Origin of the sequence: Stenotrophomonas sp. Iso1 (assembly GCF_027497995.1) — a bacterium.
Taxonomy (GTDB): domain Bacteria; phylum Pseudomonadota; class Gammaproteobacteria; order Xanthomonadales; family Xanthomonadaceae; genus Stenotrophomonas.
In genome coordinates this window covers 335,640-352,441 of the sequence record NZ_JAODBT010000001.1, presented here as the reverse complement: position 1 = coordinate 352,441, position 16,802 = coordinate 335,640, and the positions used below count along the sequence as shown (strand labels likewise).

Genomic DNA, 16,802 nt, shown 5'->3' with positions numbered 1-16,802 from the left:
GAGCCCTCAGTCAGTACACAACCCCTTCCCTTTCGTTTGCAGTACGAAGGAAAGGGCGGGTGAGGTGTGCTCCTCGCGCACAAGCCCCGGAGTCCACACCGTGAGGCCGTCCCCGCTGCTGATCACGCTGCTGGTGCTGTGGGGCCTGCTCGGCATTCCCGTTGCCCTGCACTACCTTCCACAACTGGCATGGAGTGTCGCAGCCGGCGTGATCGCCGTGTTCGCCCTGCTCGATGCCTTACTGCTGTACCGCCGCCCGACGCCGCTTGTACGCCGTGAGTTGCCAGACTCACTCGCCCTGGGCATCGAACGCGAGAGCTGGCTGCAACTGGACGCCTTCGGGCGACAGCGTGTGGATGTCTTCGACCTGGTTCCCGATGGTTGGGAATGCCATGGTCTGCCACGCCGGCTCACCCTGGCAGCAACCAGCGAAAGCCGCTTCAGCTACCGCGTCACACCGGCCAATCGTGGCACGTTCGTCTTCGATGGAGTGCAACTGCGGCTGCATTCAACACTTCGCTTGTGGTGGCATCAGCGCGTTGCAGGCACGCCGCAGACCGTGCGCGTCTACCCCAACTTCGCCCCGCTTACCCGGCTGGCATTGCTCAGCGCGGAGATGGCCTCACGCCTGGTCGGTGCGCACCTGAAACGTCGTCGCGGTGAAGGCACGGATTTCCACCAGATGCGTGAATATCGTGTCGGCGACAGCCTGCGTCAGATCGACTGGAAGGCCACCGCACGCGCGCGCAAGTTGATCTCGCGTGAGTACCAGGATGAAAAGAACCAGCAGCTGGTGATGATGATCGACACCGGCCGTCGCATGATGGCCAACGAAGGCGGTCTATCGCACTTCGACCATGTGCTCAATGCATCGTTGGTGGTGTCCTATTTGGCCCTGCGCCAGGGCGATGGCGTGGGCTTGTTTGCCAGCGGCGGGGACAGCCGCTGGGTGGCCCCCAAGCGCGGCTTGGGTGCAATCGACACCCTGCTGCGGGCAAGCTACGACCTGCAGCCGAAGCCGGTGGCCACCGACTATCTGGCGGCGGCCACCGAGTTGTCGCTGCTGCATTCGCGCCGCACTTTGGTGATGTTGGTGACCAACGTGCGCGATGAAGACATCGAAGATCTACTGGCCGCCGTCCGGTTGTTGCAGAAGCGGCACCTGGTCTGTGTGGCCAGCCTGCGCGAACGCGAGCTCGACCAAGCCTTGGCGCGCGATGTGGAAACCCTGCCCGACGCGGTGCAGGCCGGCGCCATCGCCCGCTACCTGCAGCAACGCGCTGATGCGCATGAAGCCCTGCGCAGCCACCGCGTGATGGTGCTGGACGTCACCGCCGAAGAATTGCCGGCGGCATTGGTGGAACGCTACCTCGCCGTCAAACGCGACGGCCTGCTCTAGACCGGCAGGTTTTGCGGCAGAAGCTCAAGCCGCGAGGCCCACGATGGAACCACAACCGGGGTCTTGTTCGCCCTGCCACGGCTGTCTGCATTCGAAGTAGACGCGACCGCTCAACTGCCACACAACCTCACACACAAAAAGAAGGCCCCGCCGCTCGCGGAGCCTTCCTCATTGCATCAATCACGCCACCACCCCGCGCATCAAACGTAGATGCGGGTGCTGCCCTGCGGTGCGTCATCCACAATGGCATGCGGCAGGAAGCGCGCACTGTCGCGGGTAATGCGGCTGTTGTCCTCGCGCACGCCGATACCGCAGGCGCGGTCACCGACCACCCAGCTGCCCACCAACGGATAGTTGCCGTCGAACACCGGCAATGCATGGAACGCCTGGCGGATGCTCGGACCGTTGTACGGGCCCTCGCTTTCCTGCCAGCTGCCGTCGGCCATGTGCATGGCCACATTGGCGCCTTCGCGCGAATGCAGCGGCTTGCGCACCCAACCGGCCGGCAACGCGCTGCCATCGTCGAAATGCGACTCCAATAGATTGGGGTGGCCGCGATGGCGCTGCCACAGCAACGGCAGGATGCCCTTGTTGCTCAGCACCGCCTTCCATGCCGGCTCCAGCAACTGCACACCCGAACGCGGCAATGCGGCGCCGAATTCTTCGCGCATCAGGTCTTCCAGCGGATACAGCTTGAACAGGCTGCCGATCACCACATCGTCCATGTCGGTGAAGCGTCCATCAGCGGAAAGGCCAATGTCCTCGATGGCGATGGCGGCGCCGTGCAAGCCGGCCTGCGCCGCACAATCGCGGAGGTAATCCACCGTGCCCTGGTCTTCCGTCGATTCCCCCACCGCGCTGAAATACAGCGGCGGCGGCAGACGCGCGGCCAGTTCGGCAAAGCGTTCCACCAGCGTCTCGTGGAGGGAGTTGAACTGATCGGCCTGCTGCGGCAGAGCACCACGATTGCGCTGGTCTTCCAACCATTGCCACTGGAAGAACGACGCCTCGTACAACGAGGTCGGCGTGTCGTAGTTCAGCTCGTACAGCTTGGCCGGGCCAGTGCCGTCATAGGCAAAGTCCAGGCGACCGTAGAGATGCGGGTCACGGCGGCGCCAGCTTTCGGCAATCCAATCCCGGAACGGTTCGGGGATGGCCAGTTGCGTCATCAACGCCTCACTGGCCACCACCTCGCCTACCAGGTCCATCGCCATCGCATGCAGCTCGGCGCTGGGGTCTTCCAGGTCGTTTTCGATCTGCCGCAGGGTGAAGGCGTAGTACGCGCTTTCATCCCAGTACGGCGCACCGTCGATGGTGTGGAAACGGAAGCCCGCTTCAGCGGCGCGGGCACGCCAGTTGCCACGTTCGGCAATCGCAACACGTTTCACTGCATCAACCGCCGACGCTGTTACGGCCACCACTGCGGCTGCCGAAGCCGCCACGGCTTGCGGTCACGGCACGGTTGGGCTGGCTGGTCACCGGCGCCAGGCCGGCCTTGCCGGCACCAATGCCGCTGCCGGTGTTCAGGCCGCCGCTACCGCCCGGTGCGGGCTTGGCCCAGCCATTGGCCTTGTCCCTGAAAGCCGGCTGCGATGCCGGCGGCGCGGCCACGGCGCCACGGCTGCCGTTGAGCATCTGCGACATGAAGAAACCCATCATCATCGGCCCGATGAACGAGGTGCCCGCGCTGGTCTGCTGCTGCACGCACTGCTCAGCCGGGTACTCCTTGGCACACTCTTCCTTGCTGGCGTACTTGGGCGCCGCATCGGCCGACTGCTGCTGGGCGGTAGAAAACGCCTGACGGCAGCTGGATGGATCGCCTGTGGCTTCGCTGCAGGCTTCCACCGAGGTGTACAGCCCTTCCTTCACCTGCACCGTTTCTTCCTTCTGGCAGGCGGTGAACAGCAGCGGCGCGGCGCTCATCAGCAGCAGCGCAGTAGTTCTGGATCGCTTCATCGTCGATTCCCCGTGAAAGTTGTTTCCGAATGATGCCTGATCCGGCGGCTGAGGCGTAAATGAGAAAGGTCCGGAAACTGAACCGGGTTTCAGCTGATCGGTTTGAGGTTGCCCGCTGATCCGCCCTTCCCTTCGCGTTGCCAAGGACAAGGGGAGAGGTGGAGAGGGCTGGCTCTGAGCCTTCCAGCAGGCCCTGCGACCACCTCCCGATGGTTGCAGCTGCAACCGGGATCTTCATGCAGAATCAATCCCACTGCGCTTCTGCTAGCTCGCTCCTGCTCGCCCCCATGCCTGAATATCGTTCGAAAACTTCCACTGCCGGCCGCAACATGGCCGGCGCCCGTGCACTGTGGCGCGCCACCGGCATGACCGATGGTGACTTCCACAAGCCCATCGTTGCCGTGGTGAATTCCTTCACCCAATTCGTGCCTGGCCATGTGCATCTGAAGGATCTCGGCCAGCTCGTGGCGCGCGAGATCGAAGCCGCCGGTGGCGTTGCCAAGGAATTCAACACCATCGCGGTGGATGACGGCATCGCCATGGGCCACGACGGCATGCTGTATTCACTGCCCAGCCGCGAAATCATCGCCGACTCGGTCGAATACATGGCCAACGCACATTGCGCCGATGCGCTGGTGTGCATTTCCAACTGCGACAAGATCACCCCCGGCATGTTGATGGCTGCGTTGCGCCTGAACATCCCGGTGGTGTTCGTCTCCGGCGGCCCGATGGAAGCGGGTAAAACCAAGCTGGCCGACCACAAGCTCGACCTGGTCGATGCGATGGTTGCCGCCGGTGATGAAGCGATCAGCGACGAAGAGGTCGCGGTGATCGAACGCAGCGCCTGCCCCACCTGCGGTTCGTGCTCAGGCATGTTCACCGCCAACTCAATGAACTGCCTGACTGAAGCGCTGGGCCTGTCGCTACCGGGCAATGGCACCGTGTTGGCCACGCACAGCGACCGCGAGGCACTGTTCAAGCGTGCCGGTCGTTTGATCGTCGAACTCTGCCACCGCTGGTACGGCGGCGAGGATGCGAGCGTTCTCCCGCGCGGTATCGCCACATTCGAAGCATTCGAAAATGCGATGACGCTGGACGTCGCCATGGGCGGCTCCACCAATACCATCCTGCACCTGCTGGCCGCGGCACAAGAGGCGGAAGTCGCCTTCGATCAGCGCGATATCGATCGCCTGTCGCGGCGCGTGCCTCAGCTGTGCAAGGTGGCGCCGAACACGCAGAAGTACCACATCGAAGACGTGCACCGTGCTGGCGGCATCATGGCCATTCTGGGTGAACTCGCGCGCGGTGGCCTGCTGCATACCGATGTGCCTACCGTGCACAGCCGCTCACTGGGCACTGCCATCGCGCAATGGGATGTCACCCAAACCCAGGACCAGGCCATCCACCAGTTCTACAAGGCAGGCCCGGCGGGCATTCCCACGCAGGTGGCTTTCAGCCAGTCCACGCGTTGGCCGTCGCTGGATGTGGACCGTGCCGAAGGCTGTATCCGCGATGTCGCCCATGCGTTCTCCAACGAAGGCGGACTGGCCGTGCTGTACGGCAATCTCGCAGCAGATGGCTGCGTGGTGAAAACTGCAGGCGTGGATGAGTCCATCCATGTTTTCGAGGGCAACGCGCGCGTCTATGAAAGCCAGGATGCGGCGGTGAAAGCCATTCTCGGCAATGAAGTGCAGGCCGGCGACGTGGTGGTGATCCGCTACGAAGGCCCCAAGGGCGGGCCCGGCATGCAGGAAATGCTGTACCCCACCAGCTACCTGAAATCAAAAGGACTGGGCAAAGCCTGTGCGCTGCTCACCGATGGCCGCTTCTCCGGCGGCACGTCCGGCCTGAGCATCGGCCATTGCTCGCCGGAAGCAGCGGCCGGCGGCACCATCGGCCTGGTCCGCGATGGCGACCGCATCCGCATCGACATTCCGCAGCGCGGCATCAACCTGCTGTTGGACGACGCCAAGCTTGCACGCCGACGCGCTGAGCAGGATGCAATCGGCTGGAAGCCCGCCGAGCAGCGACCGCGCAAGGTCACTACCGCGCTCAAGGCCTATGCGTTGCTGGCCACCAGCGCCGACAAGGGCGCCGTGCGCGACAAGGCGCTACTCGACGGCTGATCGACGGCTTCAGAACGGGGACGGCGACGTCCCCGGCAACCGATCCAATGGGCTCAATCGCCCACCGGCACCCCGCCCGCGCACATGCGTGTAGACCTGCGTGGTGGTGACATCCTTGTGGCCAAGCAGCTCCTGCGCCGTGCGGATATCGTGCCCGGCCTCAAGCAGGTGCGTGGCGAAAGAGTGCCGCAGTGTGTGGCAACTGGCCGGCTTGGTGATGCCTGCACTGCTCGCGCGGCTTTCATCGCACGCTGCACCATTTCTTCGCTGAGATGATGGCGACCGATGCGACGTGTTCGTGGATCGGCGGAAACTTTCGCTGAAGGGAACAGGTACTGTCATCCCGGCTTGGTATCCGCATTGGGATATTTCCGCGCCAACGCATGTGGCAGATACACCCGCCCGATGCCTTGTGCCAGATCAGATGCGTGGCGCAGCAATGTCCACTCGCGCTGACGGAACAGACGCTCACGCAATGAAATTGGCAGCGGCACCCGCCGGCCCTTTTTGCCTTTACCGCTACGGACATACATTTCATCCCGTGCGAAATCCACGTCCTTGATGCGAAGCCGCAGGCATTCCATCAAGCGCATGCCGGTGCTGACCGCGGCATCAACTTTCAAAGTGACAAGTTCAAGCGGCACCTGCGGCGGGCAGGACTCTTGCAGTCGGCCAACCGACTTCGCCGGATGACTGACAATGCGCATATGGAATCGTGGGACAGATCCATGAAATCCGACTTCTAACACCAACGTGTATTTGAGAGCGACCGATCCCTGCTGGCCGCCCTCTGCAACTGCATGGATTTTTACAATCACCAGCGCCTACACTCGGCACTGGTTTATCAAACACCCGTGGAACTCGGGCGCACCTGCCATTGACCAATAGGTGTCCGCTTTTTCGACGGAAGTCTCCGCCGCTTCGCGGCTCGATTTAACGCTGGCGTTCGCGCCCAAGGAAATATCCGTGGCAATTGCAATTTCAGACATCGCGACAGGTTGGATCTATCGCACCAAGAAGAATCAAGAAAGATTGGTATTGGGGTGGGATCGAGATGGTCGCGTGATTTTTACGTCTCGCGGCAACGACAAGGCCAATCCTTTCCGCAACTGCCACGTCCGTTGTTCTGCCAATCGTTTCGTCGATGCAGTCGAGGCCAAGCTAGGCGAGATGCCTGATCTCAAGTCATACATCGTCGCAAACAAGGCCCAAACCGTCGTTGTGCGCTAGAAACTCACTCAAGCCTTGCCGGTAATTTCTTCGCTTGGATTCAGCCCGTAGGTGGAGCAATGACAGCACCGCAGACAAAGCGACCAAGGCGCCTCTGGCTGGCCTCTATCATGAACATTCTGGTCGGCTGTCTCAGCTTGACCATGCTTGCTTTCATCACAATCTCGTCGCGCATCCCTGTGGAGATACAACTCTCAGCAGGGACTACAGCAATGGCCATAATAACGGCAAGCTTCCTTATCATTTCATCAGCGCTGGCATTGCTCGGCAAGCCACGTTGGCGCCACCTAATGCTTCTAGCGGCCCTGGCTTTCTACGGCAGTATCTTGGTGCAAAATGCACTTCTTCTCGCTCAATCACAAGGCAGCTTGGTTCCAGCCAGCAAGCTGACCTCTCATGTGTTCCGTAGCGGTCTTGAAATCGCAATCAACCTCTGGGCGCTACTCAGCCTAAGAACGAAGCAGTATTTCAATCGTGAGCTGGCTGCCCCCTAAGCCGACCCCGCTTCGCGGCATGGCTTGGTTCAATGGTAGTGCGCCACAAACATCCACTCTGCATTGAACCAGAGGGCATGATGCTGCTGACAATTCTATTTTTCTTGGCTTAATCAGCTTTTTGCTGCTGGGTCATTTATATTCGCGCCATCCGTATCAACACTGCATTGGAGTTGTAGATGGCCACGAATCGAATGTCCCGTTTGGAAGTATTCATTGGCACGTGGAACACCACCGGGGAAGTGCTCGCGACGCAGGGCTCACCAGCGACGACGCTATCTGCAACGGACACCTACCGCTGGCTTCCCGGCAAGCACTTCATGCTGCACGACGTTGATGCGCGCTTTGGTCAGAGCCCCACCCGCTCCATGGAAATCGTGGGTTACGACCGTGCAAGCAAAAAATACGTCGCCCGGTCCTACGATGACCAGGGAGGAACCGAGGTGCTTGACGTTGCATTGAAAGGCAAGCGGTGGACCATCACCGGAGAGTTCGTTCGCTTCCAAGGCAAGTTCAGTGCGGACAGCAACCAATTGACCGGCCTTTGGGAACTCAAAGACAAAAAGGTGGGCTGGCAGCCGTGGATCAAGCTCAAGCTGGAGCGCGCCTGACGGCCAAAACGACGCACGAAAGCTGCTGGTGATAAGCCTTTTGTGCGACCGGCTGGGATCGCAGCGATTGTTCGCAGCCGTCATCCAAACAGGTGCGTGGCAATCAGCGCCTCCGGCGTGATCACGACTGGCAACCTATCGCGCAACACTGTTCCTGCGACACACAATGACGCTGCATTCCGGTATTTGAGTAATTACAACGCCGCACCTGCATCTGATCACGGTGTGCTGCAGCGGAAGTCTCGGATGCAGCTCAATCAACCCACTCTGACGGGAACAAGCAAATGAACCCCACACTCGCTGCCCTCACTGGATTTGTTATCTGGTCGTTGTCGCTGTTGGTGCTCATGGAAATCATCCGCGCCAAGCTGGTGGTTGCGGGAACCTTTGCGGCCACCGCGTTCAATCCGCAGAACTCCAATCTTTCCCCCTTCATGCAGCGCCTGGCCAGAGCCCATGCCAACTGCATCGAGGGCCTGCCCATCTTCGGCGGCCTGATGTTGATTGCGCTGATAAGCGACAGATCCTCCATCACCGACCCACTCGCGTACACATTTCTTGCCGCGCGTATCCTGCAATCGCTCATTCACCTCAGCTCACTGTCCTCGCTTGCTGTCACGTTGCGGTTCACTGCCTTTACGGTGCAGATGATCATTGCGGTGTACTGGGCGATAAAGTTGATCACGGCCTGAAGCAGGCCTCGGTATCACCACGGCTCGATTGGCTCGATCGCACCTGACAGTGGCAGCCTTCTCCGGCTAACGTCAGGATTTCACGACACACAGCTTCTCGCACGACGTGGTAGAGCTGCTCGCCCACCGCAGGTGCAAGAAAGGATGAGATGTGGCCTGCGCAACGACGTGAAGCCAGATACATCTGCCAGCGAGGAAACCCAGCAGGACTACTCCCAAGCTCGTATCCTGTTGCCGTTGCCTCCGGCCGCTTCGAGGCAGTGCTTGTAGCCTCGGTGCCGCGCATACCCTGACTACTCGTTCCAGGCAGACGGCGAAACCACCGTTTGATCCCAGGGCTGGGTTGCAACGAGTCAAACAGGGCACTCGCGGGATATCGCTACTGCTGCAGTGCTCGCAAAGCACATTCAGAGATTTTCAAACCTCGTAGGAACACGCGAATGCAAGTGGAAAGTCGAATCACAATTGCAGTGCCGCCCGAGAAGATATTCGCGATTTACGCGGATGTCAGCAATTGGAAACGCTGGGATCCAGACACCAAGGATTCCGTCATCTATGGGCCATTCCAGACGGGGAGCAAGGGCAAGATAACGCCACCCAAAGGCATGGCGGTTCCAATGGATTTCGTTTCGGTGGTTCCCAACACATCGTTCACCGTCGAATCGAGAATCCCGCTTTTTCGCATGATGTTTGAACACGAACTCAACGTCACGGCTGCAGGAACAGAAGTCATCCATCGAGTTACTTTTTCTGGCGCACTGTCTTTTCTGCTGGGGCGTATCGTCGGGAATCCATTGCGCACGGGGCTCCCCATCACCCTGGCATCGCTCAAGGAGCTTGCGGAGAGCGACGTAGCCCAGGCGCACGCAGCAGGCGTTTCCCAGCCCAGGAAGACGACCCAGGCCAGCACTTAGCCGCACCTGCCCGCGATTTCATCCAGTCAATGAAGCCGCCACACTCGGTGCTGTGCCACCAGTGTGCGGCCCTATCCGTTGAACGCTTGGGGGATGCATGTCACTGCTGGACCTTCTTGATGTTGCCGATATGCTCGTCCACTGGCGCTTCTTCATCGGCATCGGCATTACCGCGCTGCTTTGCGGACTGGCTGTATTGATCGCGCCATCCGCGGCCCTTGCCTGGGCGATATGCGTGCCACTCTGCATTGCGGGACTATTTCTGAGCTTTCGTTGGCAAGCCCAAGCCAGCGATGGTTGATTTTCATTGCACCGCCGATCCACCGGTTGATCGAACAACCCGGGACAGACGCAATTTCTGTTGAGCTCAGCTCGTTGGAACACACAGCATCAGTGACCAACCACTCAGTACACCCCGATGCCGGATGCGTTACCCGCAACTGGCGCCACATAATCCGCCACTGAACACAGTTGCCCACCCACACCAAGGCGAATCCATGGCGGACCCGTACAACTCTTCTTCACCCCGTTCGATGGCGGTACTGCTGAACGACGCGATGGTCACCACCGCGCCCGAGTTGGCAGGCTACCGGGTGGTGCGCAGCCTTGGCCTGGTACGCGGCATCACGGTGCGTTCGCGATCCATCGTTGGAAACTTCCTGGGTGGCCTGCAGACCATCTTCGGCGGCAATATCACCATCTATACGGAGTTGTGCGAGCAGGCCCGCGATGAGACGTACCGCGACATGGTGACCCACGCACGGCAGCTTGGCGCCAATGCGATCATCGCCGTCCGTTACGACGCCACCGAGTTGATGACGGGGCTGACCGAGGTGCTGTGCTACGGCACCGCAGTGGTGGTGGAGTCACATCAGGGGTGACTACACGCTCGGATACTTCGTATTGACAGCGAACTGGGCTATCTACTGGATCCGTCTTGTACTTGTCTGGCTTTCAGCGCAAACCCCGGATCTGCATTACTTGCTCGCGCTACAGGGGCCAAGCGAATCTCGGCCGCCGTGCCTCTCAACAACAGGACCACGCGCGGAACGCGGCGTCTTCAATCTCAATTGATTCCGCTTGACTCGGCACCAACAATCATTCCTCGGACGGCGCATACAAATGGAGAGCGAAGTAGTTAGCAAGCTCGCACTTGCTGCTTTAGCGGCGATCGCATGGATTGCCTTGCTGCTGCAGTTGTGGCTTTCCGTCAAGTTGGCACGCGCCAATGCGCAGAGCGTGGCCCACGGAGTATCCCTCTTCCTTGCGTACTTCACCGTGCTGACCAATCTGTTCATCGCACTTTCGGCCGCGTTGCCGCTCGTCGCAGGCAATAAGCGGGTAGGCCGCTACTTCGCCAGGTCGACGGTGTTTGGCTGTGCGATTACATCGATAGTCGTGGTCGGCGCGGGTTATCACCTCCTGCTGCGCAATGTCTGGAGCCCACAAGGGCTGCAGTTGCTCGCCGACACTTTGCTGCACTACGTTGTTCCGCTATCGGCGCTCGGATACTGGCTGATCTTTCCCCCTCGCAGCAGGCTGCCTATGCGCGCGCCGCTCGTCTGGTGTGCTTTCCCGGTCAGCTACATGGCTTACATACTAGTTCGGGGCGAACTGTCTGGGTTCTATCCGTACTACTTCATTGACGTGGCCAAGATTGGATACCGTCATGCGCTACTGAATGCCGGGGCAATGTTGGTCGCGTTTCTAGCTGCTGGTGTTCTTGTTAGCATCGTCCCGGCGCTACGCCACCGGACGCGCGCACCGCAGGATTCAGAAGAACGATGACATCAGGCGTATAGCGACATGGGAGGTCGGAAGCTTCGCGCTTGCATCGCGGTAGCGGGCTGCTGAAGTACGAGAAATTGAAATGAATCTTTGCGCTAGCAGTGCGAGCCACGAAGTACGTACCTCTTCAACGACATCCGCTTCGTGGCTCACAACGCTGCAACGCCCTCCGGGAGCTGTCTCCTATTGCTATCGCAGGCTGCCTTTGCAAGCACCGCGTTGTGGCTCCGCCAGCATGCCAATCACATCACCATTGTCGGCATACTCGAATATCTCAAATTCCTGATCGCAGACGTCGACTCCGCTCGATGAGACCGTTGCCGAGCGCGAAATGCCGAACCCTTCAAAGCCAAACAGAGTGACAGCGTTCTTGTATTGCCGAACAGGAACTCCGTTCGACGCATAGAAGACAAGAGTCCCAGAGACGCCCTCCAGCGTCTCGCCTTGATGCTCCAGCTCATTCTCTGAGACGAAAAGTACCCACGCCTGCCGTGCACGGCCCATCGCTACGGGAAACTCTCCCTGCACGGATTCCAATGATCTACACGGAACGCCCAATCGGTGCTTCATCAAAGCCGCATGAATCGAGGCTTCTACCGGATACTTTGACTGTTTCAGAAGATCGATATTGCGAACATCCTCCTGTGCAAGAGCAGAAAGGAAGTTCGCGCAGGCGAGATCCTTGCCTTGGTCGCATGCGGACATCGAAAGTGCCATGAAAAAAAGCGCTAGAGCTTTCATACATCCACCACATTGGGTGCATATCCCTGAACATGCAGATGATGGTGATGGCCGGCATAGTGCTGTGTATGATTCAACAAGCGCATTTGGCCGTTCCTTCGATAGCGCCAGGCGAGCATGCTCTTCCAGCCAAATCGGTAGAGCGCATCGTTGAACAAGTTCTGCCTGCCTTCGTCCATCAACTCCGGGCTCACATCAATATGCAGGCTTCGGCGACCCCGGGTAGTCTTGTCAAGCCGAAGGAATTTCAGGTCACCATTTACACCGTTTATATGGGATGTACTTGGTGTAGATGATCCATCGGAATGACTGAATCCATTACATGAGAAGTCGCCGTATCCCGTCTCCAGCATCGCCCCGAGCAGGCTAGCAAGGGCGATGTCACTGATATACGGCCGTCTGGAGTCGTTCTCAAAACCGAACCCTACACCATTTGAAGAGTAGTCCCTCACCTCATTCAAATTCATGAGTCGGATGAATTTCCCCGCCAATGCGCCTCGCCCGGTGACTTTTTCATACGTGTAATGGCCAAGCTCGTGGTGAAGTCCATCCGTTGAAATGTAGACATACCTGATCAAGCCCTTCGTGGCTTCAGGATCGAAATGACTCGGCGTAAGTCGTTCAATTTTTCCATCAACATGAATTCGATAGGTGAGAAGATCTGGCGGTAAACGACAAACCACGGGGTCACGTCTGTCGCGTGGAGTCAATTTCCAGTTGAAAACCAGGCATCCCCGAACGTCGACCTGGGCCTTCACCTCCCTACTACCACTTGACATTTCCACCCTCCTCCTTCTTGCCAAGAAGACGGATTTCCACCGATTCCTCCAATTCACTCTCCTGGAGGGGAATCATTCCTTCCGAATCGGTTACCCCCTCTACTGCACTACCGTCTTTCCGTATGACCTCATAGGAGTACCCGCTTGCGGGGGAGCCATCTTCCAGCTCTATCTTGAAGCAGTCATCGAATATGGAATCTGGGCTCTCGGCCCGCTCCATTGATGAACCATTGACTCTGCGTAGATATGCCGTGGAAGTAGCTCCGGCTCCCGCTGAGTCGGAAAATACAATTTTTTGACTGCCACCCATTACTCGGCAACCGCAGGCTAAAGCGGCACCATCCAACGCCACCGGTTGACCATCGATGATGATTGTTGTGTCGCATCCACCAATTATCGAAAATGTGCCTTTATGCTTTGGGCAGGTTGCAACATCGTTCTTCCGGCATACATTTACACCGTTTATATCCGTATCCGGGGCGCCGGTAATCATCGTGCCACCCCCAGTAGTCCGATCACCCAGCACTATCCATAGCTTTGACAAATCGTTGCTCCTTGCGCGAACTTTCGCGCCTATGGAACGTAACAACTCAAAGCTATTCAGGCGATGGGACATGTCCCAGATGTGTTGGCGCAATCCACGCGACGTTTGATTTCGCAGACCGGCTTGATTCCGGAGTTGGGAACAGCACGTTCCCGGGAACACGCGCTATGTGCGCGTCGCTTGCCTGGCGATGGACTACTGGGCAAATTGAGCCGCCGCTGCATCTGCATCCACCGCCTCCGGCGCCGGCACCATGTACTGGATCATCCGGGTCATCGCTGCATCATTGCCGCCTCCACAGTATTCCCTGTAAGTGCGCGGCCCCGGTGCGGCGAAAACCGGCGGCCATGTCGACGTGATTCCTGCCTGCTGTTCAACGCTCTCCCACAAGCTGCGCCACGCCGGCAATACCACTGCACCATCACTGCGCGATGCAAGCGCCTCCAGCAGTACGAACAGCATCGTCTGTTTGGCCTGCACGGTGTCATCGTTGCTCACCATCTCCGCAGCAATGCCCAGCAGCGATTCGGTCTCCACGCCGGTCGGTGTCCGGCCGTCGATACGGCTAATTTCGGGCGCGCCGTCCAGCACGCGGTGTAGCAGACGACCATGGGTAGCGACCAGCGCGCACATGCTTTCGGCTGGCTGAAACGAGGACGCTGTTGCCAGTGCGGAGTGGATTCCCGCGGTGTCGTTGCGACGCGCGGCATCCAAGGCCAGCAACAATCGTTCCCGCTCGATCGCCTCCTCGGCGGAGGCTTGTGCCCATGCGCGATGCTTGGCTTGGTCCTTGACGTAGCCGTACGACAGGCCGGTGGCCAGCGCGAGCGCCACACCCAACACCGCGCCTGTGATGCTCGCCAGCCACGCACGACTCTGCAGCATCGCCCAGAGCCAGGCGATGCCCAACACCACGGCACCCAGAAGCCCCAGGAACACCGCACCCATACCCGCAACATTCGATGCGGCAGGATTGGGCGTGTTGAACTCGATCAGCACCCATAGGGTCAGCAGCGCCGGGCCCAGCGCGCCAATCCAGAAGCCCACACGCGTGTAGAGGGGACGTTCCATGTCTGCTCGGCAATCGGTTATCGAAGTGGGCTGACTATAGCGGCAACCAGACGCTCAGACTCCGCTGCGGCTTTTCGGGGCACAGCGGGCGCGCGTCGCACTGAATTTCAGATTCAACTACGCGCCCGCTTCATCCATATGCAGGCGATGTTCTGCGGCCTCTGCATGCAACCACTCGCGGAATGCCAGAAACCCTGCATGCGTTGTCGAGCGCTCGGGATACACCAGCCAATGCGACCACGGTGTCTTCAAACGCTGCTTCGACAGCAGCACCAATTGCCCGGATTCCAGCAGCAATCGCGCACGCGTTACCCGGCCCAGCGCCACGCCCACGCCATCAATGGCTGCACGATGGTGCGATTCGGAATCGTCGAGAATGGCGACATAGCGCCTGGGCGGCTGCTCACCGATCAGGGCGAACCAGCGGTCCCATTCGCCGTCGGGATCGCCCAACAGCGGCCACTGCGACAGCGGAAGCGCATCCAGGCCGCCCATGCGTTCCACCAGCGCCGGGCTGGCCATGGGTACCAACCACTCATCAATCAGCGGCTCGGCGATCAGCCCTGGCCAGCGGCCATCGCCGACACGCATGGCTGCATCGAACTGCAGCTGCCGCTCGAAATCGACCAGGTATTGGCTGGACTGCAGGTTGATCTCGATCTGCGGATGCAGCGCCACAAACCGGCCCAGGCGCGGCACCAGCCACGCCGACGCCATGGTCGGCACCGCACTCACTGTCAGCACGCAGTCGTGCCGCGCCGAGAACGGCCGGAAGGCCGCGTTGATCGCATCCAGATGCGGGCCCACCTGATCGAGCAGCCGTCGCCCTTCCGGAGTAAGCGCCACGCCACGCGCCTGGCGCAGCAACAGCGGATACCCCAGCCGCTCCTCCAGCTGACGCATCTGGTGGCTCAATGCGCTGACGGTGACGTTCATGGCTTCTGCGGCGCGCGACAGATTGCCCAACCGCGCGGCAATGACGAATCCCTGCAGGAAATTGAGAGGTGGCTTGGACATTGAGCCTTTAGCTGTACTCAAGGGTTGGTTGAATATCGCTCGCTACTACCGGCGATAGCTTGGCCCTACCGTGAGCATCACTCAAGTGGGAGTACGAACATGCGCATCTTCACCGACCTGCTGTTCCTGCACGGACATATCGCCAACGTGGAACTGGCCCGCGAGTTGGCGGGGGCAAATGCGGCCCAGCCGGAAGCCGCCCCGAGCAACCGGGAGGAGAGAAAGGCAATGGAACAGGCCCCGCATCACCCGCGGGCTTCAACCACACAGAGCGAAACGCCTCTCAAGGCGACGGCCTGCATCAATCATTGAGCCTGCCGATGGTGGCCGGAAAGACAGCCGGGGTCCCTTTCAGCGTGGGGTTCGGCCCTGCGGCCTACCGCTGGGAAGCCGGGCGATGGCCGGGCTTCACGCTCCCCGGGTGCACTTCGGCTACCCGGGCTACCACTTTCGACAACGGCGGGCATCCGGAGATGCACCGGCAACGTCCTGTCGGGCATCTGCAGCGTTCAGCTGAACGCCGCAGCCTCGATCAGTACCCCTCTTCCTCAGCTGCCGCCTCGCGGCCCTGCTGGCGGATAAGGGCTTCTTCGCGTGCATCGTTGATGGCGTGGCGGACGCTGTCCAGGTCGATGGTGCTTTCGTCCGGTGTGAACTCGCCGGTCAGCTTGGTGTCTGCCTGCAATTCGCCGGCCTGGAACAACTCCCACATCTCCTCGCCGTACCAGGTCTCCAGCAGCTCCGGTGCCCAGCGGCCGAGGTTGGCGGTGAGGTTGTTGACGTCGCGCAGCAGCATGGTGCGGGCGCCGTTGTTGCCGGCGGCGCTGACCACCTGCGGGAAGTCGATGACCACCGGGCCGTCGGGGCCGACCAGCACGTTGTAAGCAGACAGATCGCCGTGGATCAGGCCGCAGCACAGCATCAGCTTGACCTGCTGCACCAGCACTTCGTGAAACTCGCGCGCCTGCTCGGCGCTGAGTTCCACTTCACCCAGACGTGCGGCGCTGAAGCCGTCGGCGTCGGTGACCAGTTCCATCACCAGCACGCCGTGGAAGTAGCCAAACGGTTCCGGCACCCGCACACCGGCTTCGCGCAGTTGATACAGCGCGTCCACCTCGGTGTTTTTCCAGGCCACTTCCTGCTGCTTGCGGCCGTACTTGCTTGCCTTGCCGATGGCGCGGGCCTCGCGGCTGCCACGGACCTTGCGGCCTTCCTGGTACTGCACGCGCTGCTGGAAGCTGCGCTGGGCCATGTCTTTGTAGACCTTGGCGCAACGCACTTCGCCGCCGCTGCGGACAACGTAAACCGCTGCTTCCTTGCCACTCTTGAGCGGGCGCAGCACTTCTTCGATGACACCGTCATCGATCAGTGCCTGTAGTTGCTGGGGTGTCTTCACAGTCTCTCAGTGTGGAATGGGGTGACCGCTCGAACGACGTCGAA

The 16,802-nt window shown here is 60.1% G+C and carries 19 protein-coding genes and 1 pseudogene; 11 read left to right on the top strand and 9 right to left on the bottom strand.

The genetic code is table 11. The features are described from left to right. Positions 1-100: 100 nt before the first annotated feature. A complete protein-coding gene (locus PAN08_RS01325; RefSeq protein WP_269789756.1) occupies positions 101-1,399 on the top strand; it encodes a DUF58 domain-containing protein in 1,299 nt (432 codons plus the stop codon). Positions 1,400-1,599: 200 nt separating this feature from the next. On the opposite strand, the gene PAN08_RS01320 is transcribed toward PAN08_RS01325, so the two are convergent. Together PAN08_RS01320 and PAN08_RS01315 are read right to left on the bottom strand one after the other, a co-directional pair. After that, on the bottom strand, positions 1,600-2,787 hold the full coding sequence (locus tag PAN08_RS01320; RefSeq protein ID WP_269789755.1) for a glutathionylspermidine synthase family protein: 1,188 nt from the start codon (positions 2,785-2,787) through the stop codon (positions 1,600-1,602). Between the two features lie 4 nt (positions 2,788-2,791). Then, on the bottom strand, positions 2,792-3,355 hold the full coding sequence (locus PAN08_RS01315; RefSeq protein ID WP_269789754.1) for a DUF1190 domain-containing protein: 564 nt from the start codon (positions 3,353-3,355) through the stop codon (positions 2,792-2,794). Between the two features lie 287 nt (positions 3,356-3,642). Between PAN08_RS01315 and ilvD the strand changes: the two genes are divergently transcribed. Beyond that, the gene (ilvD, locus tag PAN08_RS01310) at positions 3,643-5,481 is read left to right on the top strand and encodes a dihydroxy-acid dehydratase (RefSeq protein WP_269789753.1); all 1,839 of its coding nucleotides are present in this window, start codon (positions 3,643-3,645) and stop codon (positions 5,479-5,481) included. 9 nt (positions 5,482-5,490) lie between these two features. Here ilvD and PAN08_RS01305 read toward each other — a convergent pair. Beyond that, positions 5,491-6,080 (bottom strand): annotated as a pseudogene (locus tag PAN08_RS01305) (integron integrase); the annotation flags it as partial. Between the two features lie 289 nt (positions 6,081-6,369). On the opposite strand from PAN08_RS01305, the gene PAN08_RS01300 reads away from it, so the two are divergent. The 8 genes from PAN08_RS01300 to PAN08_RS01265 all read left to right on the top strand — a co-directional run bounded on the left by PAN08_RS01300 (position 6,370) and on the right by PAN08_RS01265 (position 11,210). Next, positions 6,370-6,711 carry a hypothetical protein gene (locus PAN08_RS01300; protein WP_269789752.1) on the top strand — a complete coding sequence of 114 codons (342 nt, stop codon included), beginning with the start codon at positions 6,370-6,372 and terminating at the stop codon, positions 6,709-6,711. Between the two features lie 110 nt (positions 6,712-6,821). Next, positions 6,822-7,205: a hypothetical protein gene (locus PAN08_RS01295; protein WP_269789751.1), complete on the top strand. Its 384-nt coding sequence runs from the start codon at positions 6,822-6,824 to the stop codon at positions 7,203-7,205. 179 nt (positions 7,206-7,384) lie between these two features. Beyond that, positions 7,385-7,816, top strand: a complete 432-nt coding sequence (locus PAN08_RS01290) for a DUF1579 family protein (RefSeq protein ID WP_269789750.1) — start codon at positions 7,385-7,387, stop codon at positions 7,814-7,816. A 284-nt stretch (positions 7,817-8,100) separates the two neighbouring features. Next, positions 8,101-8,508: an MAPEG family protein gene (locus PAN08_RS01285; protein WP_269789749.1), complete on the top strand. Its 408-nt coding sequence runs from the start codon at positions 8,101-8,103 to the stop codon at positions 8,506-8,508. Between the two features lie 440 nt (positions 8,509-8,948). Then, positions 8,949-9,422 carry an SRPBCC family protein gene (locus PAN08_RS01280; RefSeq protein WP_269789748.1) on the top strand — a complete coding sequence of 158 codons (474 nt, stop codon included), beginning with the start codon at positions 8,949-8,951 and terminating at the stop codon, positions 9,420-9,422. Between the two features lie 97 nt (positions 9,423-9,519). Next, positions 9,520-9,723 carry a hypothetical protein gene (locus tag PAN08_RS01275; RefSeq protein ID WP_269789747.1) on the top strand — a complete coding sequence of 68 codons (204 nt, stop codon included), beginning with the start codon at positions 9,520-9,522 and terminating at the stop codon, positions 9,721-9,723. Between the two features lie 196 nt (positions 9,724-9,919). Then, positions 9,920-10,303: a YbjQ family protein gene (locus PAN08_RS01270; protein WP_269789746.1), complete on the top strand. Its 384-nt coding sequence runs from the start codon at positions 9,920-9,922 to the stop codon at positions 10,301-10,303. 241 nt (positions 10,304-10,544) lie between these two features. After that, positions 10,545-11,210, top strand: a complete 666-nt coding sequence (locus tag PAN08_RS01265; protein ID WP_269789745.1) for a Pr6Pr family membrane protein — start codon at positions 10,545-10,547, stop codon at positions 11,208-11,210. 189 nt (positions 11,211-11,399) lie between these two features. Here the strand turns inward: PAN08_RS01265 and PAN08_RS01260 are convergent, their stop codons facing one another. The 5 genes from PAN08_RS01260 to PAN08_RS01240 form a co-directional block, all read right to left on the bottom strand. Continuing rightward, a complete protein-coding gene (locus PAN08_RS01260; RefSeq protein WP_269789744.1) occupies positions 11,400-11,951 on the bottom strand; it encodes a hypothetical protein in 552 nt (183 codons plus the stop codon). After that, positions 11,948-12,730, bottom strand: a complete 783-nt coding sequence (locus PAN08_RS01255; RefSeq protein WP_269789743.1) for a hypothetical protein — start codon at positions 12,728-12,730, stop codon at positions 11,948-11,950. Before PAN08_RS01255 ends, PAN08_RS01260 begins: the two co-directional genes overlap by 4 nt. Then, positions 12,717-13,346: a PAAR domain-containing protein gene (locus PAN08_RS01250; protein ID WP_269789742.1), complete on the bottom strand. Its 630-nt coding sequence runs from the start codon at positions 13,344-13,346 to the stop codon at positions 12,717-12,719. Before PAN08_RS01250 ends, PAN08_RS01255 begins: the two co-directional genes overlap by 14 nt. Positions 13,347-13,469: 123 nt before the next feature. After that, positions 13,470-14,345: a hypothetical protein gene (locus PAN08_RS01245; protein ID WP_269789741.1), complete on the bottom strand. Its 876-nt coding sequence runs from the start codon at positions 14,343-14,345 to the stop codon at positions 13,470-13,472. A gap of 117 nt (positions 14,346-14,462) precedes the next feature. Continuing rightward, on the bottom strand, positions 14,463-15,362 hold the full coding sequence (locus PAN08_RS01240) for a LysR substrate-binding domain-containing protein (protein WP_269789740.1): 900 nt from the start codon (positions 15,360-15,362) through the stop codon (positions 14,463-14,465). A gap of 99 nt (positions 15,363-15,461) precedes the next feature. On the opposite strand from PAN08_RS01240, the gene PAN08_RS01235 reads away from it, so the two are divergent. Further along, the gene (locus PAN08_RS01235; protein ID WP_269789739.1) at positions 15,462-15,674 is read left to right on the top strand and encodes a hypothetical protein; all 213 of its coding nucleotides are present in this window, start codon (positions 15,462-15,464) and stop codon (positions 15,672-15,674) included. A 220-nt stretch (positions 15,675-15,894) separates the two neighbouring features. Here the strand turns inward: PAN08_RS01235 and PAN08_RS01230 are convergent, their stop codons facing one another. Beyond that, a complete protein-coding gene (locus tag PAN08_RS01230; RefSeq protein WP_269789738.1) occupies positions 15,895-16,758 on the bottom strand; it encodes a PA4780 family RIO1-like protein kinase in 864 nt (287 codons plus the stop codon). Positions 16,759-16,802 lie beyond the last annotated feature (44 nt).

What these genes read in the sequence shown, in the direction of transcription:
- PAN08_RS01315 (WP_269789754.1), bottom strand. Translation starts at nt 3,355, where the DNA reads ATGAAGCGATCCAGAACTACTGCGCTGCTGCTGATGAGCGCCGCGCCG.
- ilvD (WP_269789753.1), top strand. Translation starts at nt 3,643, where the DNA reads ATGCCTGAATATCGTTCGAAAACTTCCACTGCCGGCCGCAACATGGCC.
- PAN08_RS01295 (WP_269789751.1), top strand. Translation starts at nt 6,822, where the DNA reads ATGAACATTCTGGTCGGCTGTCTCAGCTTGACCATGCTTGCTTTCATC.
- PAN08_RS01290 (WP_269789750.1), top strand. Translation starts at nt 7,385, where the DNA reads ATGGCCACGAATCGAATGTCCCGTTTGGAAGTATTCATTGGCACGTGG.
- PAN08_RS01285 (WP_269789749.1), top strand. Translation starts at nt 8,101, where the DNA reads ATGAACCCCACACTCGCTGCCCTCACTGGATTTGTTATCTGGTCGTTG.
- PAN08_RS01280 (WP_269789748.1), top strand. Translation starts at nt 8,949, where the DNA reads ATGCAAGTGGAAAGTCGAATCACAATTGCAGTGCCGCCCGAGAAGATA.
- PAN08_RS01275 (WP_269789747.1), top strand. Translation starts at nt 9,520, where the DNA reads ATGTCACTGCTGGACCTTCTTGATGTTGCCGATATGCTCGTCCACTGG.
- PAN08_RS01270 (WP_269789746.1), top strand. Translation starts at nt 9,920, where the DNA reads ATGGCGGACCCGTACAACTCTTCTTCACCCCGTTCGATGGCGGTACTG.
- PAN08_RS01265 (WP_269789745.1), top strand. Translation starts at nt 10,545, where the DNA reads ATGGAGAGCGAAGTAGTTAGCAAGCTCGCACTTGCTGCTTTAGCGGCG.
- PAN08_RS01260 (WP_269789744.1), bottom strand. Translation starts at nt 11,951, where the DNA reads ATGAAAGCTCTAGCGCTTTTTTTCATGGCACTTTCGATGTCCGCATGC.
- PAN08_RS01255 (WP_269789743.1), bottom strand. Translation starts at nt 12,730, where the DNA reads ATGTCAAGTGGTAGTAGGGAGGTGAAGGCCCAGGTCGACGTTCGGGGA.
- PAN08_RS01250 (WP_269789742.1), bottom strand. Translation starts at nt 13,346, where the DNA reads ATGTCCCATCGCCTGAATAGCTTTGAGTTGTTACGTTCCATAGGCGCG.
- PAN08_RS01245 (WP_269789741.1), bottom strand. Translation starts at nt 14,345, where the DNA reads ATGGAACGTCCCCTCTACACGCGTGTGGGCTTCTGGATTGGCGCGCTG.
- PAN08_RS01240 (WP_269789740.1), bottom strand. Translation starts at nt 15,362, where the DNA reads ATGTCCAAGCCACCTCTCAATTTCCTGCAGGGATTCGTCATTGCCGCG.
- PAN08_RS01235 (WP_269789739.1), top strand. Translation starts at nt 15,462, where the DNA reads ATGCGCATCTTCACCGACCTGCTGTTCCTGCACGGACATATCGCCAAC.